Source organism: Methylococcus capsulatus str. Texas = ATCC 19069, from assembly GCF_000424685.1.
GTDB lineage: Bacteria > Pseudomonadota > Gammaproteobacteria > Methylococcales > Methylococcaceae > Methylococcus > Methylococcus capsulatus.
Genome location: NZ_AUKJ01000003.1, coordinates 60,867 through 85,610 on the forward strand (window position 1 = coordinate 60,867; position 24,744 = coordinate 85,610).

Annotated in this window: 21 protein-coding genes; 10 read left to right on the forward strand and 11 right to left on the reverse strand. The window is 64.7% G+C overall.

Annotated elements, in window-relative coordinates:
• Positions 1–40 precede the first annotated feature (40 nt).
• From H156_RS0100320 to H156_RS0100330, 3 genes are all read right to left on the reverse strand, one after another.
• Positions 41–1,825: a putative bifunctional diguanylate cyclase/phosphodiesterase gene (locus H156_RS0100320; RefSeq protein ID WP_017364284.1), complete on the reverse strand. Its 1,785-nt coding sequence runs from the start codon at positions 1,823–1,825 to the stop codon at positions 41–43.
• Between the two features lie 88 nt (positions 1,826–1,913).
• A complete protein-coding gene (locus tag H156_RS0100325) occupies positions 1,914–2,177 on the reverse strand; it encodes a YfhL family 4Fe-4S dicluster ferredoxin (protein WP_017364285.1) in 264 nt (87 codons plus the stop codon).
• A 29-nt stretch (positions 2,178–2,206) separates the two neighbouring features.
• Positions 2,207–2,494 carry a hypothetical protein gene (locus H156_RS0100330; RefSeq protein WP_010959818.1) on the reverse strand — a complete coding sequence of 96 codons (288 nt, stop codon included), beginning with the start codon at positions 2,492–2,494 and terminating at the stop codon, positions 2,207–2,209.
• Positions 2,495–2,732: 238 nt separating this feature from the next.
• Between H156_RS0100330 and H156_RS0100335 the strand changes: the two genes are divergently transcribed.
• From H156_RS0100335 to H156_RS0100360, 6 genes are all read left to right on the forward strand, one after another.
• Positions 2,733–3,179, forward strand: coding sequence for a cysteine rich repeat-containing protein (locus H156_RS0100335; protein WP_017364286.1), 447 nt, complete (start codon positions 2,733–2,735; stop codon positions 3,177–3,179).
• Positions 3,176–3,535, forward strand: a complete 360-nt coding sequence (locus H156_RS0100340; RefSeq protein WP_017364287.1) for a hypothetical protein — start codon at positions 3,176–3,178, stop codon at positions 3,533–3,535. The genes H156_RS0100335 and H156_RS0100340 overlap by 4 nt, the downstream gene beginning before the upstream one ends.
• 105 nt (positions 3,536–3,640) lie before the next feature.
• Positions 3,641–5,035, forward strand: coding sequence for a diguanylate cyclase (locus tag H156_RS0100345; RefSeq protein ID WP_017364288.1), 1,395 nt, complete (start codon positions 3,641–3,643; stop codon positions 5,033–5,035).
• A gap of 112 nt (positions 5,036–5,147) precedes the next feature.
• Positions 5,148–6,551 (forward strand): hypothetical protein, encoded by a 1,404-nt coding sequence (locus tag H156_RS0100350; RefSeq protein ID WP_026597550.1) that lies wholly within the window; start codon positions 5,148–5,150, stop codon positions 6,549–6,551.
• A gap of 266 nt (positions 6,552–6,817) precedes the next feature.
• The gene (locus tag H156_RS16870; RefSeq protein ID WP_154656610.1) at positions 6,818–7,282 is read left to right on the forward strand and encodes a hypothetical protein; all 465 of its coding nucleotides are present in this window, start codon (positions 6,818–6,820) and stop codon (positions 7,280–7,282) included.
• Positions 7,283–7,331: 49 nt separating this feature from the next.
• Positions 7,332–7,844, forward strand: coding sequence for a hypothetical protein (locus H156_RS0100360; RefSeq protein ID WP_026045803.1), 513 nt, complete (start codon positions 7,332–7,334; stop codon positions 7,842–7,844).
• 31 nt (positions 7,845–7,875) lie between these two features.
• On the opposite strand, the gene H156_RS0100365 is transcribed toward H156_RS0100360, so the two are convergent.
• The 6 genes from H156_RS0100365 to H156_RS0100390 are packed head-to-tail and all read right to left on the reverse strand — an operon-like array spanning position 7,876 to position 16,930.
• Entirely contained in the window at positions 7,876–8,178 is a 303-nt protein-coding gene (locus H156_RS0100365) for a helix-turn-helix domain-containing protein (RefSeq protein WP_017364292.1), read from the reverse strand.
• Between the two features lie 35 nt (positions 8,179–8,213).
• Positions 8,214–8,981 carry a MinD/ParA family ATP-binding protein gene (locus tag H156_RS0100370; RefSeq protein ID WP_017364293.1) on the reverse strand — a complete coding sequence of 256 codons (768 nt, stop codon included), beginning with the start codon at positions 8,979–8,981 and terminating at the stop codon, positions 8,214–8,216.
• Positions 8,982–9,041: 60 nt separating this feature from the next.
• On the reverse strand, positions 9,042–10,511 hold the full coding sequence (locus H156_RS0100375; RefSeq protein WP_017364294.1) for a cache domain-containing protein: 1,470 nt from the start codon (positions 10,509–10,511) through the stop codon (positions 9,042–9,044).
• 43 nt (positions 10,512–10,554) lie between these two features.
• A complete protein-coding gene (locus H156_RS0100380) occupies positions 10,555–12,522 on the reverse strand; it encodes a heavy metal translocating P-type ATPase (protein WP_017364295.1) in 1,968 nt (655 codons plus the stop codon).
• Positions 12,523–12,578: 56 nt separating this feature from the next.
• Positions 12,579–13,772, reverse strand: coding sequence for a methionine adenosyltransferase (gene metK / locus H156_RS0100385; RefSeq protein ID WP_010959809.1), 1,194 nt, complete (start codon positions 13,770–13,772; stop codon positions 12,579–12,581).
• Entirely contained in the window at positions 13,769–16,930 is a 3,162-nt protein-coding gene (locus tag H156_RS0100390; protein WP_017364296.1) for a cation-translocating P-type ATPase, read from the reverse strand. Before H156_RS0100390 ends, metK begins: the two co-directional genes overlap by 4 nt.
• A gap of 267 nt (positions 16,931–17,197) precedes the next feature.
• On the opposite strand from H156_RS0100390, the gene H156_RS0100395 reads away from it, so the two are divergent.
• Positions 17,198–18,940, forward strand: a complete 1,743-nt coding sequence (locus tag H156_RS0100395; RefSeq protein ID WP_017364297.1) for a bifunctional metallophosphatase/5'-nucleotidase — start codon at positions 17,198–17,200, stop codon at positions 18,938–18,940.
• Between the two features lie 12 nt (positions 18,941–18,952).
• On the opposite strand, the gene H156_RS0100400 is transcribed toward H156_RS0100395, so the two are convergent.
• Entirely contained in the window at positions 18,953–19,894 is a 942-nt protein-coding gene (locus H156_RS0100400) for a sigma-54 interaction domain-containing protein (protein WP_017364298.1), read from the reverse strand.
• 325 nt (positions 19,895–20,219) lie between these two features.
• Between H156_RS0100400 and H156_RS0100405 the strand changes: the two genes are divergently transcribed.
• The 3 genes from H156_RS0100405 to H156_RS0100415 all read left to right on the forward strand — a co-directional run bounded on the left by H156_RS0100405 (position 20,220) and on the right by H156_RS0100415 (position 24,172).
• Complete coding sequence (locus H156_RS0100405; RefSeq protein ID WP_017364299.1) at positions 20,220–20,975, forward strand: hypothetical protein; 756 nt, start codon at positions 20,220–20,222, stop codon at positions 20,973–20,975.
• A gap of 64 nt (positions 20,976–21,039) precedes the next feature.
• Positions 21,040–21,909, forward strand: coding sequence for a hypothetical protein (locus H156_RS0100410; protein WP_017364300.1), 870 nt, complete (start codon positions 21,040–21,042; stop codon positions 21,907–21,909).
• A gap of 187 nt (positions 21,910–22,096) precedes the next feature.
• Positions 22,097–24,172, forward strand: coding sequence for a hypothetical protein (locus tag H156_RS0100415; protein WP_017364301.1), 2,076 nt, complete (start codon positions 22,097–22,099; stop codon positions 24,170–24,172).
• Between the two features lie 216 nt (positions 24,173–24,388).
• Here H156_RS0100415 and H156_RS0100420 read toward each other — a convergent pair.
• The coding region (locus tag H156_RS0100420; protein WP_026597551.1) for an ExbD/TolR family protein at positions 24,389–24,744 on the reverse strand (356 nt) is incomplete at its 5' end.

Genomic DNA, 24,744 nt, shown 5'->3' on the forward strand with positions numbered 1-24,744 from the left:
ATTGTAAGCGCTCCGCCGGGCCGGGACCGCGGAAATATACTCAGACGTATCCGGAATCTTCGAACCAATGCGCGAAATCCTCCGCGGTGAGCGGCTCCGACAGCCGGAAGCCCTGGTATTCGCTGCAGCCGCAGCGCTCGATGCATTCCAGTTCCTCCGGCGTCTCCACGCCTTCGGCGATGACGTCCAGGCCCAGGCTGCCGCCCAGCGCGACGATCGCCTTGACGATGAGCTCGTTGGCCGGGATCCGGTCGATCCCGCTGACGAAGGAGCGGTCGATCTTGAGGCGATCCAGCGGAAATTTCCTGAGATAGCTCAGGCTCGAATAGCCGGTGCCGAAATCGTCGATGGCGAGACGAATGCCGGAATCGCGCAACTGCCGGAGGATGCCGACCGAGCTTTCCGCGTCCGCCATGACCGCGCTCTCGGTCAGCTCCAGTTCCAGATGCTCCGCGCGGATGCCGGTCCTTTGCACGATGGCCCGGACCTGGTCGCAGAATTCCCGGCTCCTGAACTGCAGGGGCGAGATGTTGACGGCCATGCGCAAGGGCGGCAACCCTTGGGAAAGCCAGCGGACCTGCTGCGCGCAGGCCGTCTCCAGTGCCCACAGGCCGAGGGGCAGAATCAGACCGGTGTCCTCCGCCACCGGGATGAATTTCAGCGGAGGAACCCTCCCTAGCACGGGATTGGTCCAGCGCAGCAACGCTTCGACCCCGACGATGCGGTCGTCCGCCGTCGCCATCTGAGGCTGGAAATGGCAGCAGAACTCGCCCTTTTCCAGCGCCGCATTCAGATAGGACTCGAGCGTCACGCGCTCGACCACCGTCGAGTTCATTTCCTCGGTGAACAGCGCAAACCGGTTGCGCCCTTCGCGTTTGGCGCAATACATGGCAGCATCGGCCTTACGCATCAGGCCTTCGACCGTCGCGTCGTGTTCGGGGAACAGGACGACGCCGATGCTGGCTGAAGTCGTGATCTCGTGATTCTGGATCAGGAAGGGCCGTTCCAGACTCTGCGCCAGCTTGGCCGCCACCGCGAGCGCTTCGTCCGGTCCCTGCACCGGCTCCAGCAGCACCGTGAATTCGTCTCCGCCGAGGCGCGCCACGGTGTCCACCTTGCGCACGCAGGCGGCGAAACGGCCGGCCACCCCTTGCAGCAACTGGTCGCCCGCCGCATGCCCCAGCGTGTCGTTGACCAGTTTGAAACGGTCGAGGTCGATGAACAGCAGCGCGATCCGGTAGCCCCCGCGCTGGCCCCGCAGACAGGCGCGCTTGAGCCGGTCGTTCAGCAGCAGGCGGTTGGGCAGGCTGGTGAGCGGGTCATAATGCGCCAGATGATAAAGATGGTTCTGCTTGCGGTTGGCGACCTCCTCGAACAGGTCGTGCCCGCTGCCGATACCCAGGTACAGACCGCCCTCGGTGACGATGAAGCCGCTGACCATGTGCCGCATACCAGCGTCGATGATGATCCGGGAGAGATCGTCGATGCTGGAATCGGCCTCGACGATGACCGGTTCAGGATCCATGAATGCGGCGATGGCGTGCTTGTGGTAGAGGTCCCGGCTGTACGGGTGGAGAAATTGCTCCACCAGGGAATAGCGGTCGATCAGGCCCACCGGCCGCATCGCGTCGTCGACCACGGCGGCGGCGGACAGCGTGGGATCGTGCAAGAATCGGTCGAGAATGGCAAGGCAAGGGGAATCGCGATGATAGGGCGGGAAGCGCCGGGCGAGCACCCGCACTCGCGCATCGGCGGGGAAACGGGCGGCATCGAAATCGGGATGGGCGTGACGTTTTTCTGCCTCGTTGGTGCGGACGTCCGACATCGCGGGGCGCTCCCAGCTTCGATTCACTCGGGAAGCCCAACATAGCGGCCGACCGTTACCGAAATGTGAAAGACCAGACCGAACCCGGTCAGGCGCGCTCGCTACGGCCGGCGTTCAGTTCGACGTATTTCCGGTAGAGCGTATCGTGGTCCTCCCGGTAATCGGGATCGGGGTGGATACACTCCACCGGACACACTTCGACGCACTGCGGCCGTTCGAAGTGGCCCACACACTCAGTACAGCGGGCGGGGTCGATCACATAGATGTCTTCCCCCTGGGAGATGGCCCCGTTGGGGCACTCCGGCTCGCAAACGTCACAGTTGATGCATTCGTCGGTGATGATCAGCGCCATTTCGCTTCCAAGGTCGATGACCGCCAGGCTCAGCCCTTCCGGTAGAGCGTGCGGATTTCGGGCTTGCCGCATTCCGCGGCATGCCGGTTGAGATGTTCTGTGACCTGTATCAGGTGGGCGTTCAGGGCGATGATGTCTTCCAGCAGCATGCGCGCGGCCTTGTGATCGAACAGTGTCAGCACATCGTGGTTCCGTTCCATGCTGTGGCTGAGCATCCGGCACAACTCGCCGGACAGGCGATGGCGCTTGGACGAGAGTTCGTTGAACGTCTCCAGGCTGGCGTAATAGCGGCCAAGCGCTTCATAATCCGGTTCCATCAACACACCCTCCACGCTTCGGGTGTCGTGATTGTAGGGCCACAGGCACGGCGGCTGTCAACGTACACCACTCTTGCCGTGGCGGGAAACCCGGTGCATAGTGTGGTTTCCTGGCGTTGCATCCGTCACGGTACGACGGGAGACGGTCACATCCGGACCCGACATCGCCGCGATGTCACGCCCGCCAGGCACCTTGCAAGTGACCCCGATCAGGAACCCGCCTAAGGAGCAGGAATACATGCGCACGATCGCTAGCGATACCGGCATCGGCAGGCTGAAACACGTCGCTCTGTCCACCTTTCTCGCGATTGCCGGGACCGGCCCCGCAAATGCGGCGCCACCCCCTCTGCCCTGCTCGGATGAAATCGCCAGATACTGCAAGAACCTCGGCCTCGGCGGCGGCCGCGTGCAGAACTGTCTCAGGGAGCATGACGCCCAGCTCTCGCCGGCCTGCCGCGCCGGCTTGGAATCCGCTCTCGCCAGACACCGGGAAATACAGGCCGCCTGCGGGGCCGACGTCGAGCGCCTGTGCAAGGATGTCCGGCCGGGTAAGGGCCGGCTGGCAGCCTGCCTGAAAGAACATCACCGGGAGGTGTCCTCCCTCTGCAAAGACACCCTGGCTGCCGCCCGCAAGGCCGGGAGCCGGACTGGACCCACCCGCCGAACCCAAGGAATCCACCCATGACCATGGAGTTCTCGACACAATCGCGCCGTGCCGGCGTCCGGGGTTTTCTGCATTGCATGGGCCTGGCCTCCCTGCTCGCGCTGGGCGCCGCCTCCAACGCTCAGGCCTGGGAAGAATGGGAAGACGAAGCGGACAACCCCATCCAGGCGCAGTGCTACCGGGTGGAACGCTGGGGCGACGGCTACAATCTGGAGCAGGTCGGGAGCGTCACCGTGCACAGCAACCAGCAGGCCGCGCTCATCTGCAACAACGTGGAATACGCCTGCAGGGGACGCTGCATCGCCTGCGCCCACGATTACGACTACTACGAAGACATCTGCGTCGACATGTCCGGACGACAGTTCGTCAAACCGTGATCCCGTCGGGCACCGGATCGAAACCCGCAGTGGCCGCTTCCGCCGGGCCGAGCAAAGCCGGCGCTTCCCGCGACGCTCCCGTCCGCCAGCGCGGGGATTGAAACCGTGCCGGCCGACTGGCTCGCCCGTCCGCGGTTCGTATCCGCATTCTCCATCGTCGTCTTCCTCCTGCTCGCGGCATTCGGCGAGTATGTCGTCCGAATCGAGGCGGAGCGGCTGCGGGTCATCGCCCAAAACCAGGTGCTCGCCGAGGCTTCGACGATACGGGCACGGCTGGAAGGGGAACTGTACTCCACGCTCTATCTCGCCAACGGCCTGAGCAGCTATGTATCGGCCCACAAGACCCTCGATCCGGCAGCGGTCAAGATCATCCTGAGCACCGTCTTCGGTTACGGGCGGCATTTGCGCAACATCGTGCTGGCGCCGGACAACGAAGTCCGTTTCACCTATCCGCTCAAGGGCAATGAAAAAGTGATCGGCTTCCGCTACCAGGACAACGCCGAGCAATGGCGGGCGGTCAAACGGGCCATGGAAACCCGCACCACCGTGCTCAGCGGCCCGGTGGACCTGGTCCAGGGCGGACGCGGCCTCATCAGCCGAACCCCGGTGTTTCTGCCTGACGGCGAGTACTGGGGAATCGTCGCCCTGGTGATCAATATCGACTCGTTGTTCGCCACGATCAACAAGGACCGCCGTCCCGCCAGGATCACCTGGGCCTTGCGCAGCAACGACGAGACCGGGGAGAAAGGCCGGATCCTCCTCGGCGACGCCTGGCTGTTCGACCATGACCATGTGAATCTGTCGATCGCCATCCCCGGCGGTTCCTGGGAACTCGCGGCAACTCCCGCCGAAGGCTGGCGGCCCCCGGGGAAACGCCTGCTCGTCCTGCGCATCGCCACTCTGGCTCTGTCGGGTCTGATCGCCGCCCTGGTCTTCCTGGTGCTATTCGAGCGCATCCGCATCCAGCATCTGGCCTTGCACGATTCCCTCACCGACCTGCCCAACCGGCGCCTCCTCGACGACCGGCTCGAACGGGCCATCGCCCAGGCCCGGCGCAACCGTGACGGTTTTGCGCTACTCTACGTCGATCTCGACGACTTCAAACCCATCAACGACCGTTTCGGTCATCGGGCCGGCGACCACGTGCTCGTGGAAATCGCCCGGCGGCTCCGCGGTGCGCTGCGCCGCGCCGATACCGTCGCCCGTGTCGGAGGCGATGAATTCATGCTGATCCTTCCCGGCGCCCGGGGCCGCCATGGGGCGATGACCGTCGTGCAAAAGCTCGCCGGCATCATCTGCCAACCGATCGGCTATAAAGGTCAGTACCTCAACGTCAGTGCCTCGATCGGCGTCTCGACCTATCCCGAGAACGGCGTGACCGCCGACGCCTTGATCAGCCACGCCGACGGCTCCATGTACAGATTCAAGCAGCATCGGAAATCGCCCACCGACATCAACGGCAATCAGCGATCAGGGGCGGTCTCGTCCGAAGTTAGCTGAAATCCGGCTCAGCCGGCCATTCGACTTCCGCCATCCTTTTACAGCGCTGAAATCTCCCGGTCATTTGTCAGAATGACAATCCTATAGCGACGCCCCCGGGTTACCGTTCTCTATGGCAAGACTCGACGCTCACACATCCCGCCGGCTCCCCGCACCCGGCGGGAATGAATCTCGGAAAACCCTCCGTTCGCTGCTCCCGCACTGGGCTGCCGCCGGCATCGGGCTGGGAACCATCGTGCTCGGCGCTCCAGGCCATGCGGATACGAGCGGCGCCTACTATGAGAGTTTCGGAGATTTCCTGCGACAAACCAAGTTCCACGGCAACCTCCGCAGCTACTATTTTTCCCGCACCTATACGGGCGAAGCGACGAACCAATACGCGTACTCCTTGGGGGGCTATGCCGGTCTGCTCACCGCGCCGCTTTATCATTTTCAGGCCGGCCTGACGCTGGGAGCCGGCAACAGCCTCGGTCTCAACCCGGCCAATCCGGCCGCGGTCGATACAACCCTGCCGGGCGGCACCGTCTGGGTACTGACCGAAGCGTTCCTGCAATACAGACACAAGTATTTGACCTTGCGCGGGCCGGACCAGATTCTGGACACGCCTTGGATAAACCCGTCCGATTCGCGCATAAAACCGTCGGCATACCGCGCTTTCTATGGTGAACTCACGCCGTTCGCCGATCATGCCCCGCTGAAGGGTTTGAGTTTCGTTGGCCTGCGTGTGTTCGAATTCAACGGGCGAGCGGAAGGATCGTTCTCTCCGACCAATCTTTATTTTCCAGGACACGCCGGGGGCTCACCGGTCTCGGCGTTGTACGGTAAGAGCACCCCGGGCGCTTTGGCATTCGGGCTGAAATACGGTAGCCCGGGAAAACCGCTGACGGCCCAGCTCTGGTATAACAAATTCATCGATTTCTCCCAGCTCCTATGGTTTGACGGCTCCTTTGTCCACAAAACCGGCACCGGCTTCGATCCACTCTTCGGTTTTCAGTTCGGGAGCCAGTGGAGCGACGGGAACAACCTGCTGGCACAGGTGGGACGGGGCGCAGCCGGAAATATTCAAATCTACGGCTTACTGGCAGGCATCGATACCCCCTATGTGCGCCTGACCGCATCTTACAATGGCATTACCAGGCAAAACGGGGCCTTCGGCAACGGCGCACTGCTTTCGCCATACACGACCGGCTATGCAACCGACTATCTATACACCACGCAGATGATAGGCGGCATGATCGAAATGCAATCCCCGGGGAGCGCATTCAAGGTGGCAGCGACCTCATATCTCATGGACAAGCAGATCAAGGTCCTGGTGTCCTATGGCGGCTATTACATCACGCCCACCAGCACCTTCACCTCCAATCCCTACGAAACCGATGTCGACGTAACCTACAGCTTTCCAAAATCATCGGGCCTGGACGGATTGTCCATCCGAAACCGGTTCGGCTGGCAGAATGGCAACATCCAAAGGCAGGATTTCTTTTATAACCGTCTCCAGATCCAATACCAGTTCTGACAGAGGTCGCTGCAATGTTCCCTGAAAAGAGTCGCGGTCCGATTGCCTGTCTCCTGAGCGCCGGCTTTGGAGTCATCGGATGCACGGAGCCCTCCCCAAAACCCGCCGCCAGCGAGTACCCGGCGGCCCTGTCCACCACAGCGGCCGGGGATGACACCGCCAGACCCCTTTCCGCTGGCACTGGAAAGTCCGCGCCGAAACCGGCCCTCATCCGTGCGCGGGCCTTCGAAGGAACGGTCAAGGCCATTCACCCTGCCGTCCGCCAAGTGGTATTCCTGCTCGCCGATGGAAAGCGGGTCACCGTAACGGTCAGCCCCCGGGCGGGCAGCCTCGCTGACCTGCGTGTCGGCGATCTCGTCACGTTTGAACTGGCCGAGACGGTGGAAATCGTGAGAAACGACGACCATCATCCGGAAACTGGAGAAATCGTCATGCATCCCGTGCCTGGCAGCATGCAAGAACGCGAGTATTTCAATCCTTACTACCACCGGGACGGCATGTCCGCCGCCAAGCGCCACGAATCTCACTGGAGCGGAATCATCGAGATTCCATCCTGGGTGGTCTCCTACGATTCCCAATCGCGCCTAATCACCCTCAAAAGCCGTGAGGGCCGGGTATTCAGCGTACGCGTGACGCCGGAAGCCGGAAGGCCTGACGAATATACACCCGGAGAAGCCGTCGTCGCCCGCTTCAAGGAAGTAGAGGACGTTACCGTGATCAGGCCACGCTGATGCAGGCGCGGTCGATCCCGGTCAGAACATGAACACAGGTGGACCCACCATGAAACCGCTCCATATGCTTTTTTCCCTGCTCGGTTTATCCGCATGTGCGATGGATACTTTTACGACGGGGGTACCGGTTGACGAGCTGGAAAAAGTAAGTGGGGAAAAGCCTGCGCACCATGCTCGAAACGTCGATGGCGTCGACATATGGACCACGGGCGCGCCCGATAGGAAATACAAGATACTGGGGATGATCCACGACGTCCGGCGGAACGTCCCCTGGCGAACCCAGACCTATCTCAGCGACCTAGCTCAGGCCACGAAAAAAGCCGGGGGCGACGCCGCCATCATCATCATCGCCGACAGCAAGCTAGTCTACAAAATGGGGATGGGGTGCGACGCCTCGGTGGAAACCACCGAAAAATGCATACATGCCCAGGGAGCATCGCTCAGCGGCGCCGCCCCCGGCGAGGAGGCCACCATTTACAGCGAGAATATTGAATCGACGTCGGTCCCCCTCGAATACAAGGACTCGAGGGTCCTGGTCATCAAATATCTGGACACGAAATAGGCCGGGAGGAAAGGCACCGCATCCCGGGCCATCACGAACCTTCCAGCTTCCCCCAGATGCCGGATGGCGGCTTCCGCGCCGGACGCGAATGGCCGAACTCCGGCCGGTACGACGTCGGCCCGGCGGCGGTTTCCGTAACGACGAACCCCTGCTTCTCCAGCGCATCCAGCCGGATCCCCGCCTCCTCCTCCGGCATTTCGAACCGCTCGGCGACTTCGCGGGCGGAAGCCGAGCCCTGGCGCATCAGCCATTGGAGAACCCGGCGCTCGGCGGGCGACAGCGCGAGCAGGTCGCCGGCCCTGAAACCGGGGGATGAAGGACTCTCCGATACCATCTCGGATTCCTCTCTGCGAAACCGGCAGCGCCCGGTCAAGCGGCGTCGATCCGCTGTGCCGCCGCTTCCAGTACGGAAGTCACGGGGTGATCGGGATTCGCCAGGGCGAAGATGTCGCCGCTGCCCAGAATGGCGACGTCGCCCGAGAGGGGCAGGACGCCGAGCACCGGCACATGGTAGGTCGACTCGACCCGCTGCTTCAGCGCCGTGAAGTCCCGCGGATTGATCGCCTTGTTGACCAGCATGAACGTCTGCTCCACCTCGAGCTGGCGCGCCAGTTCGACCGTGATCGCCGTGCCCTGGTAGTCCTGCTGGTCGGGACGCAGGATCAGCAGCAGGATGTCGGAAATGGCGATCGACAGCAGGGTTTCCTCGTTGACGCCGGGATGGGTGTCGATCAGCAGATGGGTGAGTTCCAGCCGCTCCATCAGTTCCTGGAATCCGCTGTTGAGGAGACCGACGTCGTAGCCGTCGCGCAGGATCCGGGTGATCTCTCCTGTGCGCATGCTGCCCGGTATCAGGTGCAGGGAGCCGGCATCCTTCAACCGACGCCCTTCCAGCACGCCGCTGACGTCGTAGGCGGCCTCCTCGATCCGGCATTTTCCCCACAGGTAATCGTTCAACGCATAGCGGAACCGCTCCGGCGAGAGGTTGAACAGGACATGGATGCCCGGTGACTGGATGTCCGTGTCGACGATGCCGACGCGCTTGCCGAGGCGGGCCAGTAGCGCGGCGAGGTTCGCCGTCACGTTGGACTTGCCGGTGCCGCCGCGAAAGGAATGTACGGATATGATCTTTCCCACGACTGAAGTCCTCGAAGGTACGAACCGTTTGCGGCGGCCCGAGGCCGCCGCCGTCGAATGTCAAGGGTCATGCTCGGCGAAAGCCTGCGCCGAGGGTTCCGCGGCGCGTTTCCGCTCCTCTCGGATGCGCGTGGCCTTGGCTTTCAGATCGGCAAAGAATTCGGTGTCGGCGATTTGCCTGATCTTGGCCTGCGTGTCGGCCTCGTCGATGTTGACCCGAAGCTGCTCCAGCTGGGCCTCGAGCAGATCGTGACGGGCCCGCACTTCCAGGACCATGCGCAGGAAGACGTGGGCCAGTTCACCGAATTCGTTGCGCCGCCGGGTGTCACGCTCGAGCTGGCGGATGTCGAGGTGCCGCGCGTCGAGTTCGTCTTTTTCCAATGCCGCCGCCACCTTACCCAAGGTGAGGATGGGACGGATCATCCCGGCGGCCGTCCATGAACCGACGGCGACCGCCAGCACCAAGAGACCCAGCGACAGCCAGGCGGCCGAATGGATGCCGGTGATGAGATTTTCGATCAAGTCGCTCTCCTCGATCACCACCGCCAGTCGCCAGTCGAGGCCGAGACCGGCGAACTGCCGGTCGGTGAGGAGATGATCGGTATGCACATAATTGTGCTGCTCGCCGCGCACGTATCTGAACGATTCGGCGTCCGGGACCGCGAGGAAACCATAGCGCTCGCCGATGTAGCCGGCCGTGGCGCGAATGATGGGATCGCTGCTTGCGGTTGCAAGCGGTAGCCGCCCCGCAATCGGGCCCGGGAACGAGCCGCGCGAGCCGGCAATCAGATGGCCTTCGGCAAAGAAGAGGAAAGCGATGGACGAATTCGGCAGATGGAGATTCTGGAGATAACGGCCGATGCCGGCCAGATAGATGTCGGACGAGACCACCGCCCTGGGCCTGCCATGCGCGTCATAGACAGGCTCGGCCACCGTCACGACCGGCGCCGACCCTTGCAGGAGCGGGCTGAAATGGATCGGCGAGACGACCAGGCCGCCCTTGGCCAGCGCATCCCGATAGTATGCCTCGGTACGGGGATCGTAGGCCGCCTCCTGCACCTCCAGCGGCATGCCCCCCTTCCCGTAATTCTCCAGCAGACGCCATTCGACTCCGCCGCCCCGCCGGATATCCGACACTTTGACCACCTTCTTGCCATATTCCCTGCGGTCGAACCGGAGGTTCTGACCGGCGGAATTGGCAATGCTGAGATTCGCCCAGCGCGTCATCTGAGCCTGGGTCCACACGCCGTTCGAGAGCTTCTTCACCAGCCGCGGCTCCAACAGATCGTCGAGCGGCAGATCCGGCCGGCCTCTGAGGCTGTCCGCGTAAACCTGGGTCAGATCGATGGGCTGTGACAGAAAACGGTAGAGCTGGTCGTCGATCATATTCCCGATCAGTTCGAGGATTTCCTTGGCGGTGTCCTGCGCCTCCCGCATGTGACTGACATAGGCGATGGCCCCCGTCAACCCCACGGCGACGAATATCTGCAAGGCAAAAATCAAGGGGAATACGACCCGGATCGATGTCATTCACGCTCTTCCGGCAGCCACCGACGTGGGCTGGACAGGGTGCCTAGGCCGGCCCGGCGTGTCCCGAATGGCCGCCGAGAATGCCATCGACACCGGCGCGGCCGCGTTTGCGCCAGGGAATACCCAACAGGCCCTCATCGTCCCGCAGCGTGGTCCGCTCTATCTCCGGATCCCGGCGCTCGCCCGAATAAAGCGGCCGCATGCCGTTGAGACAGGCCAGAAGCGCCGCCCCGTTGTTGACGACGACCGCGCCGACCGTACTCAGATCGAAGAAGATCCCGCCGGCCACCACGGCGATGTTGGCGGCGGTAACCGCCACGATGTTCCGGTGCACCAGACGCATCGCCTCGCGGGCGGTCTCGATGCCGTAACACAGGCCCTGGAGGCCGTCGTCGAGCAGCACCACGTCCGCGGTCTCCCGGGCCAGATCGGTGGCCTGCTGGAAGGAGACCGCCACGTCGGCGCGGCTCATGGCGGGTGCATCGTTGATGCCGTCGCCCACATAGGCGACCGCCTCGTGCTTCCGGCGCAATCTGCGCAGCACCTCCACCTTGTGCTCGGGAGACGCCTCCGCGAAGGTGCAGCCCGGCCTGATGCCGAGCTGGTAGGCCACCGCGTTCGCGGACTTGCTGGTGTCACCGGTCAGCAGGTAACACGTAATACCCATCCGCCTCAAGGTCTCGATGGTGACCGCGCTTTCCCGTCGCAGGGCATTGCTGAAGAAAATCGCGCCCAGGACCTCGCGATCGCGGACGACGTAGCGGATCGAGCGGTTGAGGATGACGCCGTCGTGCCGACGGTGATACCCGGCGTCCACCGGAATGCCGCGTGACGCCAAGAACTGGAACGTCCCCACGATGATTTCAGCCCCATCCACCTTGGCCAAGACGCCGGAATCGGAGTAGTCGAGCGGATCGCTGGCCGTCAGCGCGACACCTCTCGTTTCGGCATGCGAGACCAGGGCGGCGCTGAACGGCAGCAGCACGTAGCGGCTCGCCGAAGCCGCCCAGTACAGCAGCTCGGCTTCAGAGACCGAAGACAGGGAGGTTTCCAGCGCACCAACCTCCACGCCGCGCTCGGTCAGTGTCCCGGTCTTGTCGAATACCACCGCATCCACCTTGGCCAACTGCTCCAGCGCGTGTCCGCTGCGGATCAGAATCCGGTTCCGGGCGGCGTGATGGAGCGAAGCCAGCACCGGGACCGGCGCACTGATACCGATACCCTGGGCGAAATCCAATTGCAGCGGCGCCATGGCCCGGGAGAGGTTGGCGGTCGCCGCGAACACCAGCGCGCTGGCCCCGATCGCCGGCAGCACCGCCTGGTTGCCGATCTCTTCCATGTAATTGCTGATACGGGTCTCCTTCCAGGACCGCTCCTCGATCGTTTCGGCCAGCTGCGCCATCCGCGTTTCCGCCCCCAGCCGGCGCATCTCCACTACCAAGCGCCCCTGGGTCAGGAGGGAGGCCGCATAGACTTCGTCCGAAACTCCGCGCGGCACCAGCCTGGCCCCTCCCAGCAGATCGTGCTCGTCGATCAGCCCGTCACCGCCCACCACGACGCCATCGCCGGGCACCCGGTCGCCGGGTCCCAGGATCACCTGGTCACCCGCCCGCAAATCCTTCGCCAGAACCAGGCGCCGGCGTCCCTTACGCTCGATCCAGTACTGCCGGTTGGGAACCCTGTCGGGCTTGCGCCGCTCGCCGGTGATGGCGGTCAGATCTCTCAGGACACGGGCGGTCTCGGTGAGACAGATGGCCAGGGCGGGCGCCAACGCCTCGCCCGTCGCGCCATGAACCAGGACCCAGAGCGAATCGAGGAGGTCGGCGTTGGGGCGTCCGGTCCTTTTCAGATAGGCGAGGGTACGCTTCCACAAGGGAAAAGCGGCGCGCGCGAGGACGATGCCGACGACGGCGGGGGCGAACGGCCATTCCAGGGGCGTGGCAACCACCGATATGCCCAGAGCCAGGACCGGATATTTGAACCGCTCGCCGTAATCGATCGTGGGCTGCACCGCCGCGGTCTCGTCCCCCGCGGCGGCCGTTCCGCCCTGGCACCGGGGAGGCACGCTCAGACACCCGCCAGCAGATCCGCCTTGTCCGTCCGCTCCCAGGGCAGGGCGGTGAAAGAAGCCCCGAAATGGCCATAGGCCGGCAGCCTGCGGTAGAAGCTGCCCCTGTATTCGGCCGGGAGCCGCCGCAGATTGAAATCGCGGACGATGGCGCCGAGCCGGAAGTCGAAGTGCTTCTCCAGTCTCTGTTTGATGACGTCCTCACCCACGAGGCCGGTTCCGAAAGTCGACACCTGCACGCTCACCGGACGGGCCTGGCCGATGGTGTAACTGAGCTGCACCTCGCACTCCTCGGCCAACCCCGCCGCGACTACGTTCTTGGCCGCATGGCGGGCGGCGTAGGCGGCCACCCGGTCGATCCGCAACGGCCCCTTGCCGCTCAAGGCCGAACCGGCATGGCGGGCATAGCCGCCGTAGGTGTCACTCGCACTCTTGCGCCCGGTCATCCCGGAGTGCGCCGCGGGCCCGCTGCGGTGCAGCATACCGCGCGGGTTGACGAAGATTTCGGTGTGCTCGTCGGGCATCAATGCCTCACCTTCGAAGGCGGGCGCGATCACCCATTGGCCGAGATCGCGGCGCAGTTCCTCCAGGCCCAGATCCGGCACGCCATGGGTGCCGGCGATCAGCGTGATGCTATGGATGCGCGCAGGTCTGCCCTGCTCGAATTCGACCCCGACCTGAGTCGTGCAGTCCGGCGAAAGATAGGGGACCTCACCGCGCCGCCTGGCGCCGGTCAACTGGTGGGCCAGCCGGCGGGCCAGCACGATGGGCAGCGGCAGCAGCTCCGGTGTATGGCTGCAGGCGAAGCCGAACTGGGTGATCTGGTTCTTCACGGTGAGCTGATCGAGTTCCTTGTCGGTCATTTCCGCTTCGTCGCGCTCGCTGCGACCTTCGAGCGACTGCACGATGAAGCTGGTCACCACGGTCGATTCCGGCGCGGAGAACTCCGCCGGATGGTAGCCGATGTCCTCGATGGTGCGCCGCGCCAGATCGGGGATGTCCACCACTGCGGTCGATGCGAAACGCGCCGCCAGGAAGACGACGCTCTTCGACAGGGCGCACTCGGTCACGACCCGGGCGTAAGGATCCTGCTGCAGGAACCGGTCGACCACGGCGTCGCTGATGATGTCGCAGACACAGTCTGGATGGCCCTCGGTGACGGCCTCGGACGTGAAGAGGAATGTCTTTTTCATGCGCGGTTCTCGCTTTCGGGTTCCCTGGAAGGAAGCAGTTTGATGGCTTCGTTGGCCACGAACGGCAGCACCGACCCGGCCGCGATCGCCGCCCAGTCCGCCGGGCCGATCGGCGTCAGCCGCAACAGGCCACGCAGCGGCGGGAAAACGGCCGCGAAGGCCTGCAGCGCCACGGTCGCGGCGACTCCGGACACCAGCACCGGGTTGCCCGCCCTTTTTTCCAGCACCGTCGTCCGCTCGGAACGGCAACTGATCGCATGGAACATCTGGCCCACGGTCAGTGCCATGAAAGCATGGGTGGAAGCCGCAGGCCCCAGACCGTAGCGGGCCAGGCTGTAACCGTACACGCCGAGCGTGCCGGCCGAGATCACCAGCGACTGACGCAGCAGCCGCAGCAAGTCCTCGCGCCGGAATATCTTTTCGTTCGGAGCGCGCGGCTTTTCCTTGAGCACGTCGCTTTCCGGCGGTTCCAGGGACAGGCCGACGGCCGGCAAGATGTCCGTGACGAGGTTGATCCACAGGAGCTGCATCGGATTCAGGGCTTCGCCGGCGCCGATCGCGGTCGCGACCAACATGATCTCGATCTCGGCGAGGTTGCCGCTGAGCAGGTAAGCCAGACTCTTGCGGATGTTGCGGTAGATCGTCCGGCCCTGCTGCACCGCGATGATCATGGTGTGCAGATTGTCGTCCTCCAGCACCACGTCGGCCACCGAGCGCGCCACGTCACTGCCGTTGCCGAGGGCTACACCCACGTCCGCCGCCTTCAGTGCGGGACCGTCGTTGATGCCGTCGCCGGTCATGGCGACCACCCGGCCGTTGGCCTGCAAAGCCTGGACGATGCGCAGCTTCTGCGCCGGCGCCACCCGCGCGAACACCGTGGTGTCGCGCACGATGCCCTTCAACACGTCCGGGTCCAGCTCGTCGAGATTGGTTGAATCGACGATTTCCAGCGGCTTGTCGTCGTTGAGATTGAGCCGTGAACCGAAGGCGAAAGCGGTGGCGCTCTGATCGCCGGTGATCATCACGGTGTCGATACCGGCATCGTGGAACTGGGCCATCAGTTCCGCCATGCCCGGCCGCATGGTGTCCTCCATGCCCACCATGCCCAGCCATACGAGCTTTTCGGAAACCGCCGCGGTCGAGGTGTCCCGGCAATGGCCATAGGCCACGCCCAGCACCCGCAGCGCCTGGCCGGCCATGAGTTCGTTCTGCTCCACGATGGCCGCCCGTGTGTCGTCGTCGAGCGGCACCGGCACCCCGCCTTCCATGCGCCGGTCGCACAGCGCCAGCACATGCGTGGGACTGCCCTTGACCGCGATCAGGTGCTCCTCACCGCCGGTGTCATGGACGGTCAGCATGTAGGGCCGTCCTTCGGCCCGGTGCACGGTCTTGATCAGCGGCAGGCTCCGGCGCAGGGCCGCGACGTCTTCGCCGGCATGCATCGCCATCTCCACCAGCGCCATTTCGGTCGGCGATCCCTCCAGGCCCGAGCGGCCGGACGCATCCGCCGAGAGCGGTTCTGCATCCACCCGCTGGGAGCCGGGCGGGACGGACCGGTCTGGATCGCCGTTGAGCTGCACTTCGCTGCACAGGCACACCACCTGCATCAGGCGCCGCAGATCTTCGGCCCCGGCGGGCCGGATCGTCCGGCCATTCGAGCGGAATTCACCGGTAGCGGACAAACCAATGTCCAGCTCCGGCGTCCTGAGACTGACGACCCGCATGCAGTTCTCGGTCAACGTGCCGGTCTTGTCCAGACATAGCGTCTGCACCGAGCCCAGACTCTCCACGGAAGGCAACTGGCGGATCAGGACGTGGCGCTTCTTCATTTCGCGAATGCCGAGCGCCAACGTGGAAGTCGCCACCGTCGGCAAGCCTTCAGGAACGGCAGCCACCGCCAGCGAAATCGCCGTCTTCAACATCTGCAGCGCAGGAGCGCCGCGGAGGACACCCAGTCCGAACACGAACGCGCAGATGCCGCTGGAGGCCAACGCCAGCTGCTTGCCCATTTCGTCGAGCTGGCGCTGCAGAGGCGTCTCCGGCGTTTTCACCTCGCCCACGAGCGACTGGATCAGGCCGATCTCGGTATGGCGGCCGGTCGCCACGACGATCGCCCGGCCGCTCCCTCCGGTCACGATGGTACCCATGTGCAGCATGTTCTTGCGATCGCCCAAGGGCGTGTCCTTGGTGCCGACGAAAGTGTGACGCTTGTCCACCGGCAGACTCTCCCCCGTCAGCGCCGATTCGTCGACGGTCAGCCGGTTGCTGGCCAGCAGGCGCGCGTCCGCCGCGATGTAGGAGCCGGGCGAAAGCACCAGGATGTCGCCCGGCACCACCTCTTCCAGGGGAACCGAGCGCTTGACACCGTCGCGCATGACGAGGGCGTGAGTCGGGCCGATCTTGCCCAGGGCGTCGATCGTCTTCTGCGCCTGGGCTTCGGTGAAGTAGCCGATCACGGCATTGATCAGCACCACGCCGACGATCACCACGGCATCGGCCATGCCGCCGGTGGCGATGGAGACGGCGGCGGAAAGCCCGAGCAGGGCGACCGGCGGGCTGGCGAACTGCCCCAGGAACATCGCCACCGCCGAACGTGGCTTGATCTCGGTCAGCACATTGCGTCCGTACCGGGCCAGCCTTTCCGCGACCACGGCGGCGCCGAGGCCGTCCCGGTTGGCGGACAGGCGGGACAGCACCTCCTCGGCGTCCAAGGCGTGCCAGCTCTCCTTGTTTCTGACCGTGTCAGCAATAACCGCGGCCAGTTTAGGGCGAGGAGCGGCGGCGGGGCGCCCGTTCCTGCGGTGGTCCGGCCGGGCCGGACCCTTTCCCGATACCGGCCTGGAGGCGGCGGCGCCGACGAAAGGCGCGCCATGATCGAGCGCGCAGCGTTCCAGCACCGCAAGCACCGCGTCCAAAGGACATTGCGGATCGAACACCACCAGGGCGTTGCCAGTGACCGGATTGGCGCTGACCATGCGCAGCCCCCTGGCTTGCGCCGGCAGGGCCTCGAGCGCCCGCTGCAGGTCGTCGCAGCGGTACAGCCCCGACACCTTGACGCGCAGCCGGTCGGGAGCGGGCATCCGCAGCACGCTGACCCGCCCACCCCGGGGAGGCCGGAAGCCCGCGATCATATCGGCCGCACGGAGATTCTTTTCCATCGTGTTCATTTCCACACCGGGGTCCTGGCGGTCATCACATATGCGGCCGACCGGCCTGCCGCGACGCGGGCAGGCGGAGGCGGGTCTTCGATCGGCGAAGGGCAGGAAGGACGGCAGCGTCCAATGCCCGAAAAGATTAAGAGCGGTTCTTTACACTTTCGTGACTCGCCGGAAACCGCGGCCGGCCGCGCCGACAGGGGGTTGGCGCGGCGCATCCGGCCCAGGCACAATGCCCCGTCCGCGAACTTGACCCGACCGGAGCCTGCCATGAATCCCTCCATCATAGTACGGCTGCTGGCGGTATCCACCCTGACCGGCGCGTCCCTCCTCCCTGCCGGCCGCGTGTGCGCCGCGCCCGATGCCGCCGCCCCTGCCATCGCCGTCAAGATCATCGCAATGAACGACTTCCACGGCAACCTGCGTCCGCCGGCAGACTTCCCGTCGAACGGCGTGCCGACCGTCGCCGGCGGCGTCGCTCGCCTGGCAGCCCGTATCCGCGAGCTGCGGGCCGCCAACCCCGATAACGTCCTGGTCTCGGCGGGCGACCTGATCGGCGCCAGCCCGCTCATTTCCGCCCATTTCCAAGACGAACCCACCATCGAGGCCATGAACCTGCTCGGCCTGGACTTCAATGCGGTGGGCAACCACGAATTCGACGAGGGCCGCGAAGAACTTCTGCGCATGCAGCAGGGAGGATGCCACCCCCGGCTGGAAAGAGCAGGCCGGTCGTGCCGCGAAAAAGGACTCAGCCCGATGGTCCGCTCGAAAGTCGGCCGGAAATTCAAAGGCGCCAGCTTCCGCTTCCTGGCCGCCAACGTCTTCGACCGGAAAAGCGGCGGGACACTGTTCCCGGCCTATGGCATCAAGCAGTTCCACGGCCGGAAAATCGGCTTCATCGGCCTGACCCTGAAAACCACGCCGAACCTGGTCAAGCCGGGCGGCGTCAAGGACCTCGAATTCCGCGACGAAGTGGAGACCGTCAATGCCCTGGTTCCCGTATTACGCTCCCAGGCGATCGAAGCCATCGTCGTGCTGATCCATGAAGGTGGACACCCCGGCGGCGGGTCCGACGGCTGTCCCGGTCTCTCCGGGCCGATCGCCGGCATCGTGCACCGGCTCGACCCGGAAGTCGACCTGGTGATCAGCGGCCATACCCACGAGACCTATGCCTGCCGCCTGCCCAACGCCGCCGGCGAACCGGTGCTCGTCACCAGCGCCCACGATTACGGGCGCCTGGTCAGCGACATCGACCTAGTGCTGGACGCGAACACCGGCGAGGTCACTTCGGCGGTGGCACGCAATCTGGTAGTGAGCCGCGACGTCCAACCGGAGCCGCTGCTCACCCGGCTGGTCGAAGACTATGGCCGGCTGTCCCGGCCGGTCGAGGAACGGATCATCGGCCGCATCACCGCGACCTTCAGCCGGACGCCCGACGATGCGGGCGAATCGGCCCTGGGGGACCTCATCGCCGACGCCCAGCTGGAAGCGACGCGCAGCCGCCGACACGGCGGCGCCGCCATCGCCTTCATGAACAGCGGCGGCATGCGGGCGGATTTATCCCATGCCCCGGAAAGGAATGGATGGGTGAGGTACCGTGAAGCCTTCGACATCCAGCCCTTCGGCGGCACCCTGGTCGTGATGACCCTGACGGGCGCCCAGATCGAGCAGCTCCTGGAGCAGCAGTTCCCGGGCTGCCCGAATGGCCAGCCGGCCAACCGGATTCTGCAGGTCTCCGGCGGTTTCGAGTATACGTGGAACGCCGGCGGGGAAGCCTGCGACAAGGTCGATCCCGCTTCCATCCGGCTCGGCGGCAAACCGGTCGCCGCCGGCAGGACTTACCGGATCGCCACCAACGACTTCCTCGCCGACGGCGGCGACGGCTTCACCGTATTCACCCAGGGCACGGACCGCAGGGCCGCCATGCCGGAACTGTCGGCGCTGGAGCGCTATCTCGGCCGGCACTCGCCGCTGACGCCGGGGACGCTCCGCCGGATCATCCGCCGGCCCTGAGCGGCCGGCCAATCAATCGATGCCGTACTTCTGGATACGGTAGTTGAGCTGATCGCGGGTGAGGCCGAGCAGCCGGGCGGCCCGGGTCCGGTTACCCTGGGTCCGCTGCAGCGCCTGGCGGATGAAGTCGATTTCCATCCGCTCCAGCTCGAACCCCTCATCCGGGAGCGTGAACAATGGCCTGGGCTGTGGCGGGGCGCGCAGGGCTTCCTCGGGGAGATCCTGCTCCTCGATCACCCGGCCAGGCATCAGGATGGCGAGGCGTTCACAGAGGTTCCGCAATTCCCGGATGTTTCCGGGCCAGGGATAAGCAATCAGACGCCGCACCGCCCCCCGACCGAACACCGCCGGCGGAATGGCATGGGTTTGCGCGAAATGACGCATGAAGTGGTGGAGCAGCAGTTCCACGTCGCCGCCGCGTTCGCGCAGGGGAGGGATTTCGAGCGGGACCACACTCAGCCGGTAATAGAGGTCGCGGCGGAATTCACCGGTGTCGATCTTGTCGGCCAGGTTGGCATTGGTCGCCGCGATGATGCGCACGTCCACCCGCTGCGGAGCCCGGGCGCCGACCGGCTGGATTTCCCCGGAATCAAGGAACCTCAGAAGCTTGGCCTGCACCGGCAGAGGCAGCGAATTGATCTCGTCCAGGAACAGGGTGCCGCCATCGGCGGTCTCGAGCCGGCCGGGGAAATCCGAAACCGCCCCCGTGAAAGCTCCGCGACGATGGCCAAACAGCTCGGATTCCGCGACCGAAGCCGGGAGCGCCGCGCAGTTGAGCGTGACGAAAGGCCGGTCGGCGCGCAGGCTGTGGCCTTGGAGTGCCCGGGCCAGGAGTTCCTTGCCGGTACCGGTTTCGCCCACGATGAGGACGGTCACATCGGTCGCAGCCACCAGCCGCGCGCTGCGGATGAGCGCCTCGAAACCGGGCGACCGGCCGATGAGCACTTCGAACATGGACGCTTTTCCTTTTGTTTTCTCCCGCCGACGATCAAGCCCGTCTCGACCGCGCTCGCCGCGCACTTCGAAGCATCAGGCGTGCCATGCGTGGGAATCCGTCTTTCATCCTGGACGTCTCATCGTCTCGCGTGCTCGGGCAGTGACACCCTGCCGCGATCCCGACCAACTGAGTGATTAACCTCACCAGTTGAGTCATTTCACACACCCAGGGCGCGACCTGGCCGCCGGAAACGCCGGAATTACGCCGCCCAGCCTTTGGCCTGCATATTGCGTCCATCAGGACCGGATAATATTTTCCGATCATTCCCTGCATGAGGAACCGATGACCTTCCGCAAGCTGCTGACTTCGATGACGGCCGCCGGCTTCGCCGCTACCGCTGGCAACGCCCTGGCCGGCGACATCTATCCGAGCTACGGCATCCAATATGCCGCCAAGCTGATCTTCGACAAGAAGGACACCAAGACCGGCGCGGCCGCCGCCTCCCTGCACTCCGGACAGGCCTTCGACACGCCGAACGACGACGGCAACGCGACGATGATCCCGCAAACCAAGTCGATGGCCTGGTGCGATCCGGCCGTCACCCCCGCCGGCTACGAGCACAATGGCTGCTACGGCTGGGGTATGAACGCCAACTGGTATCTGATCGACCTGAGCAAGCTCAAGGGCCAGGGGCTGAACGCCGTCTGGGTCACCGTCAGCGTCGAACGCTACGCCGGCAGTGATCCCACGAACAACGACATGATCCCGGCCCTCACCGTCTACCGCGGCAACCAGACACTGGGACCGCAGATGCACTGGTTTCCGAGCGAACTCCAGGGGATGCCGGAATTCTGGGGCTGGCTGCTGCAGCGGGAGGTTTTCGTCCCGGGAAAGGCGGATCCCATGTTCAGCTACGACAGCGCCTACGCGACCCCCGCGCAGAATTTCGCCTCGGTCATGGGGAAGTTCAAGCTCAAGGGCGGCACCCAGGATTATCTGACGGTCGCGGTGGGCGGCGATGCCAAGGACCCCAACACCAAACACAACGTCAATTACCAGTTGACCGTCGACGTGAAACAGAAGCAGCCGGCGCAGTGAGACCACGGCGCTTCGCTTCGGTCATCCGCCAACTTTCAAGTCCGACCCGTTTTTAGGATTCACGATGAAAAGAATTATCACCGCCCTGGCCCTGGGGCTCGTCTGCGCCGCGACCCCGGCGGAAGCCGTCGAAATCGTCCCCGGCGACGGCATCACCTACGCCGCGAAATTCGTGTTCCAGAAAAAGGACACCAAGGCCGGCGCCTCGGCGCTCTCGGTCTATTCCGGCCAGACCATCGACACCCCCGGCGACGGCGGCTCGCCCGCCAGCATCCCGACCACCAAGTCCATGGCCTGGTGCGACCCGGCGACCAATCCGCCGGCCGGCGCCGTACCCGGAACCTGCTACGGCTGGGCCATGCATTCGAAATGGTTCCTCATCGACCTGAGCGGTCTGAAAGCGCAGGGCCTGAGCAAGCTCAACGTCACCATCAACGCCAAACGCTATATCGGCAGCGATCCGGCCAAGAGCGACCTCATCCCCGCCCTCACCGTCTGGCGCGGCAACCAGACCCAGGGCCCGCTCATGCACTGGTATCCGAGCCAGTTCCAGGCGACCCCGCCGTTCTGGGGCTGGCTGCTCACCCCGTGGACCAGCAAAACGAACCCGGGCTACATGTCGGCCTACGGTGTCGGTCCGCAGACCGTGGCCAGCGTCAGCGGCCCTCTGACACTCAAGGGCAGGAAGGAAGACTGGCTGACCGTGGCCGTGGGCGGCGATGCCAAGCACGGCGATGCCAGCCAGAAACACGACGTCTATTTCCAGCTCGAGGTGGACGTCAAGCAGGCCAGCAGTGGTGGCGGCGGCGGCCAGGTGATCGATCCCAACGGCTGCGTCGTCGGCAAGACCTGCTGGCATCCGCCGATGAGCCACTGCATGAACGTGGATCTGTGCAACCTGCCGCAGTATCTGGGCCAGTGCCAGTGCTACTGAGACCGTAAGTTTTCGGGATACACGGACGTATCCCTCTTGAGATGCGGCCCGCCGCCTCCTCCAGACAGGCAGGAACAAGCCTGGAATCGCCACCTCCCGGACCAACCGGCCCGACCCGGGCCATTCCCGGCCGCCAGCGGGCAGAGAGCCCGCCGGACGGTCTGTCCGACACCGACGGTAAAACGCCATGCTTTCATCCTCTCGACACCTTGCCTCGCTCGCCGCCGCCCTGGTGCTGGCAGCGGCCCTGGACACCGCCTTTCTCGACGAATCCCAACCGGCTGCCCCGATGCTCGGCCACGGCGATGCGGCGACCCTCCGTTCCGTCATGGAGCGATGGAAAAACCGGCACGAGCAGCAGGGCGACGCGGAGACACTGAAGCTCGCCCTGGTTCCCTCCTCCACCCTCTCGGCAGCCAGGACACAAGGCCGAGGCGAACTGCGCCTCAACCTGCTCACCGGCGCTCTGGAGGTGAAGGCGCGCGGTCTACCCGCGGAGAGGGATTACGAAGTCTGGCTGGCGGACAACCGCGGCGGCACCAGCCGGGCGGTGAAACCCGAGGCAGGCGATCGCCTGATCGGGCTCGGCATGCTGAGGCGGACGGCAGACGGCGGGGCGATACTGCGCACCACCCTCGACCGGACATCGCTGGCCGGTTTCGAACTCGACCAGGCCATCATCACCGAGAGCGGCGCCACCCCGGACCGCGGCGGCCTCCTGTTCGGCGCCCCCAATCTTTTGCAGCGCACCTATTTTTCCTCCCAGCCCTGGAGTTTGACGGTGAGCGGTGACGCACCGGCTCCCGCCTCCGGCCCCGCCCTGCCGTTCGCTTTCCTGCTCCCGAAGGCCGCGGTCGCGCAGACGGCCGGGCCGGACGCCGCCAGCCTGGAACAGCTCATTGCCCGCGGCCGGCAAATATTCGTCGAGGAAACCTTCGACGGCAACGGCCGCACCTGCGCCACCTGCCACCGCCCGGACAACAACCACACCATCGATCCGCGCTACATCGCCAAGCTGCCCGCCTCCGACCCGCTGTTCGTCGCCGAGTACAACCCGGATCTCAAGGACCTGGAGAAACCCGCCCTGCTGCGGCAGATGGGCCTGATCCTGGCCAACGTCGACGGCTTCGACAAACCGGGCGTCATGCGCAGCGTCCCCCATTTGCTCGCCTTGCCCACTTCCATCGATGTCGAGGTCTGCGTCGAACACGGCGGCAAAGGCGATTTTTGTGAAGACGAAGCTTTCGCCAACGCTCTGGGCTGGTCGGGCGACGGCTCCCCAGGCACCGGTTCGCTGCGGGAATTCGCCCTGGGCGCCATCACCCAGCACATGCCGAAGACCCTGAACCGCGTTCCGCAGGTCGATTTCCGGCTTCCCACGGACGAGGAGTTGACGGCGCTGGAAGCCTACATGCTGTCCTTGGGACGCACCCAGGACATCGACCTTTCCAAGCTCAGTTTCAATTCCCCGCTGGTCCAGCAAGGCAAGCTGCTGTTCGATGTCAAGGAAAACCCTGTGCGGAACGGCGAAGTGATCCTGGGAGAAACGGCCAACTGCAACGGCTGCCACCAGAACGCCGGCGCCAACAGTTCCACCACCCATGCCAATCCCACCCGCGACACCGGCGTGGAGAACATGCGCACCCCCCCCGCGTTCCTGCTCGATCCCACCCTCGCCGTGGACGGCGGCTTCGGCAAGGAGGAACGGGTCAGTTGCGGTTTCAGCCAGGACCACACCTGCTACGGTAACGGCCGTTTCAACACCCCCCCGCTGGTCGAGGCCGCGGACACCGCGCCGTTCTTCCACAACAACAGCGTGAACACGCTGGAAGAGGCGATCGCCTCCTACAACGGCGACTCCTTCAACCAGTCGCCGGGGGCGAAGACCTCGTCCGGCAAGGACCGGCGGGTCAAGCTCGAATCATCGCAGGTGACCGCCATCGCCCTGTTCCTCAGGACCTTGAACGCCCTGGAAAACATCCGCAGCTCCAACAGCCTGTCCAGGAAATCCATGGACCTGCGCGGCAGGAACGCCAAGGAAACGCTGAAATTGGCCATGGCCGACACCGAGGATGCCATCGAAGTGCTGCAGGGCGGGACGCTGCTCCCCTACCCCGAAGCCCTGGCCCGGCTGGAGGAAGCACTGGCCCTGGAAAAGAAGGCGCTGCACACGGAAATCGGCCCGCTCCGGAACCTGCGCCTGCACAAGGCGATCGCCCTCAAGCTGCAGGCCAAGGCGTTGATGGTGACGGAGCAGCCTTGAGGATCGTCTCGACGAGTGAGCAAGCTGGATTCTGTTACGACTCGCTTGATTCCAACCCGCACCGCCAACCGTTGCAGACGGTAAAGCGGAAATCGCCGCGCCCTGTAAATCGAGGGATGTAGGGTGGATGCGCTTCGCTTATCCACCCTATCTGCGGGATTCGGGGAATGATCCAGCGCGGATATTACGCTTGGGTATCTCCCGGAGGGAGAGCAGTCATTCCTGCACCGTGGCGAGGGACAGCCGGTTGACTCCGGCCTTGTGGGCGGCGGCCAGCACCTTGGCGACGACGGCATAGGACACCGCCTGGTCGGCGTGGACGATGTACAGGCCTTCCGGATTCTGCTGCACCCGTTCCCGGAGCCTGGCCTCCAGCTCCGCCAGACCGGCGATCTCGGTCTTGTCCAGCACGATGCGCCCCTGGGCGTCGATGCCGATCGGGGTGGATTTGTTGTCATCCGACGCGGCCACCGCGCCGGTCTTGGGCAGGTTGACGTTCATGCTCTGGGTCAGCAGCGGCGCCGTCACCAGGAACACGATCACCAGCACCAGCATGACGTCCACCAGCGGGG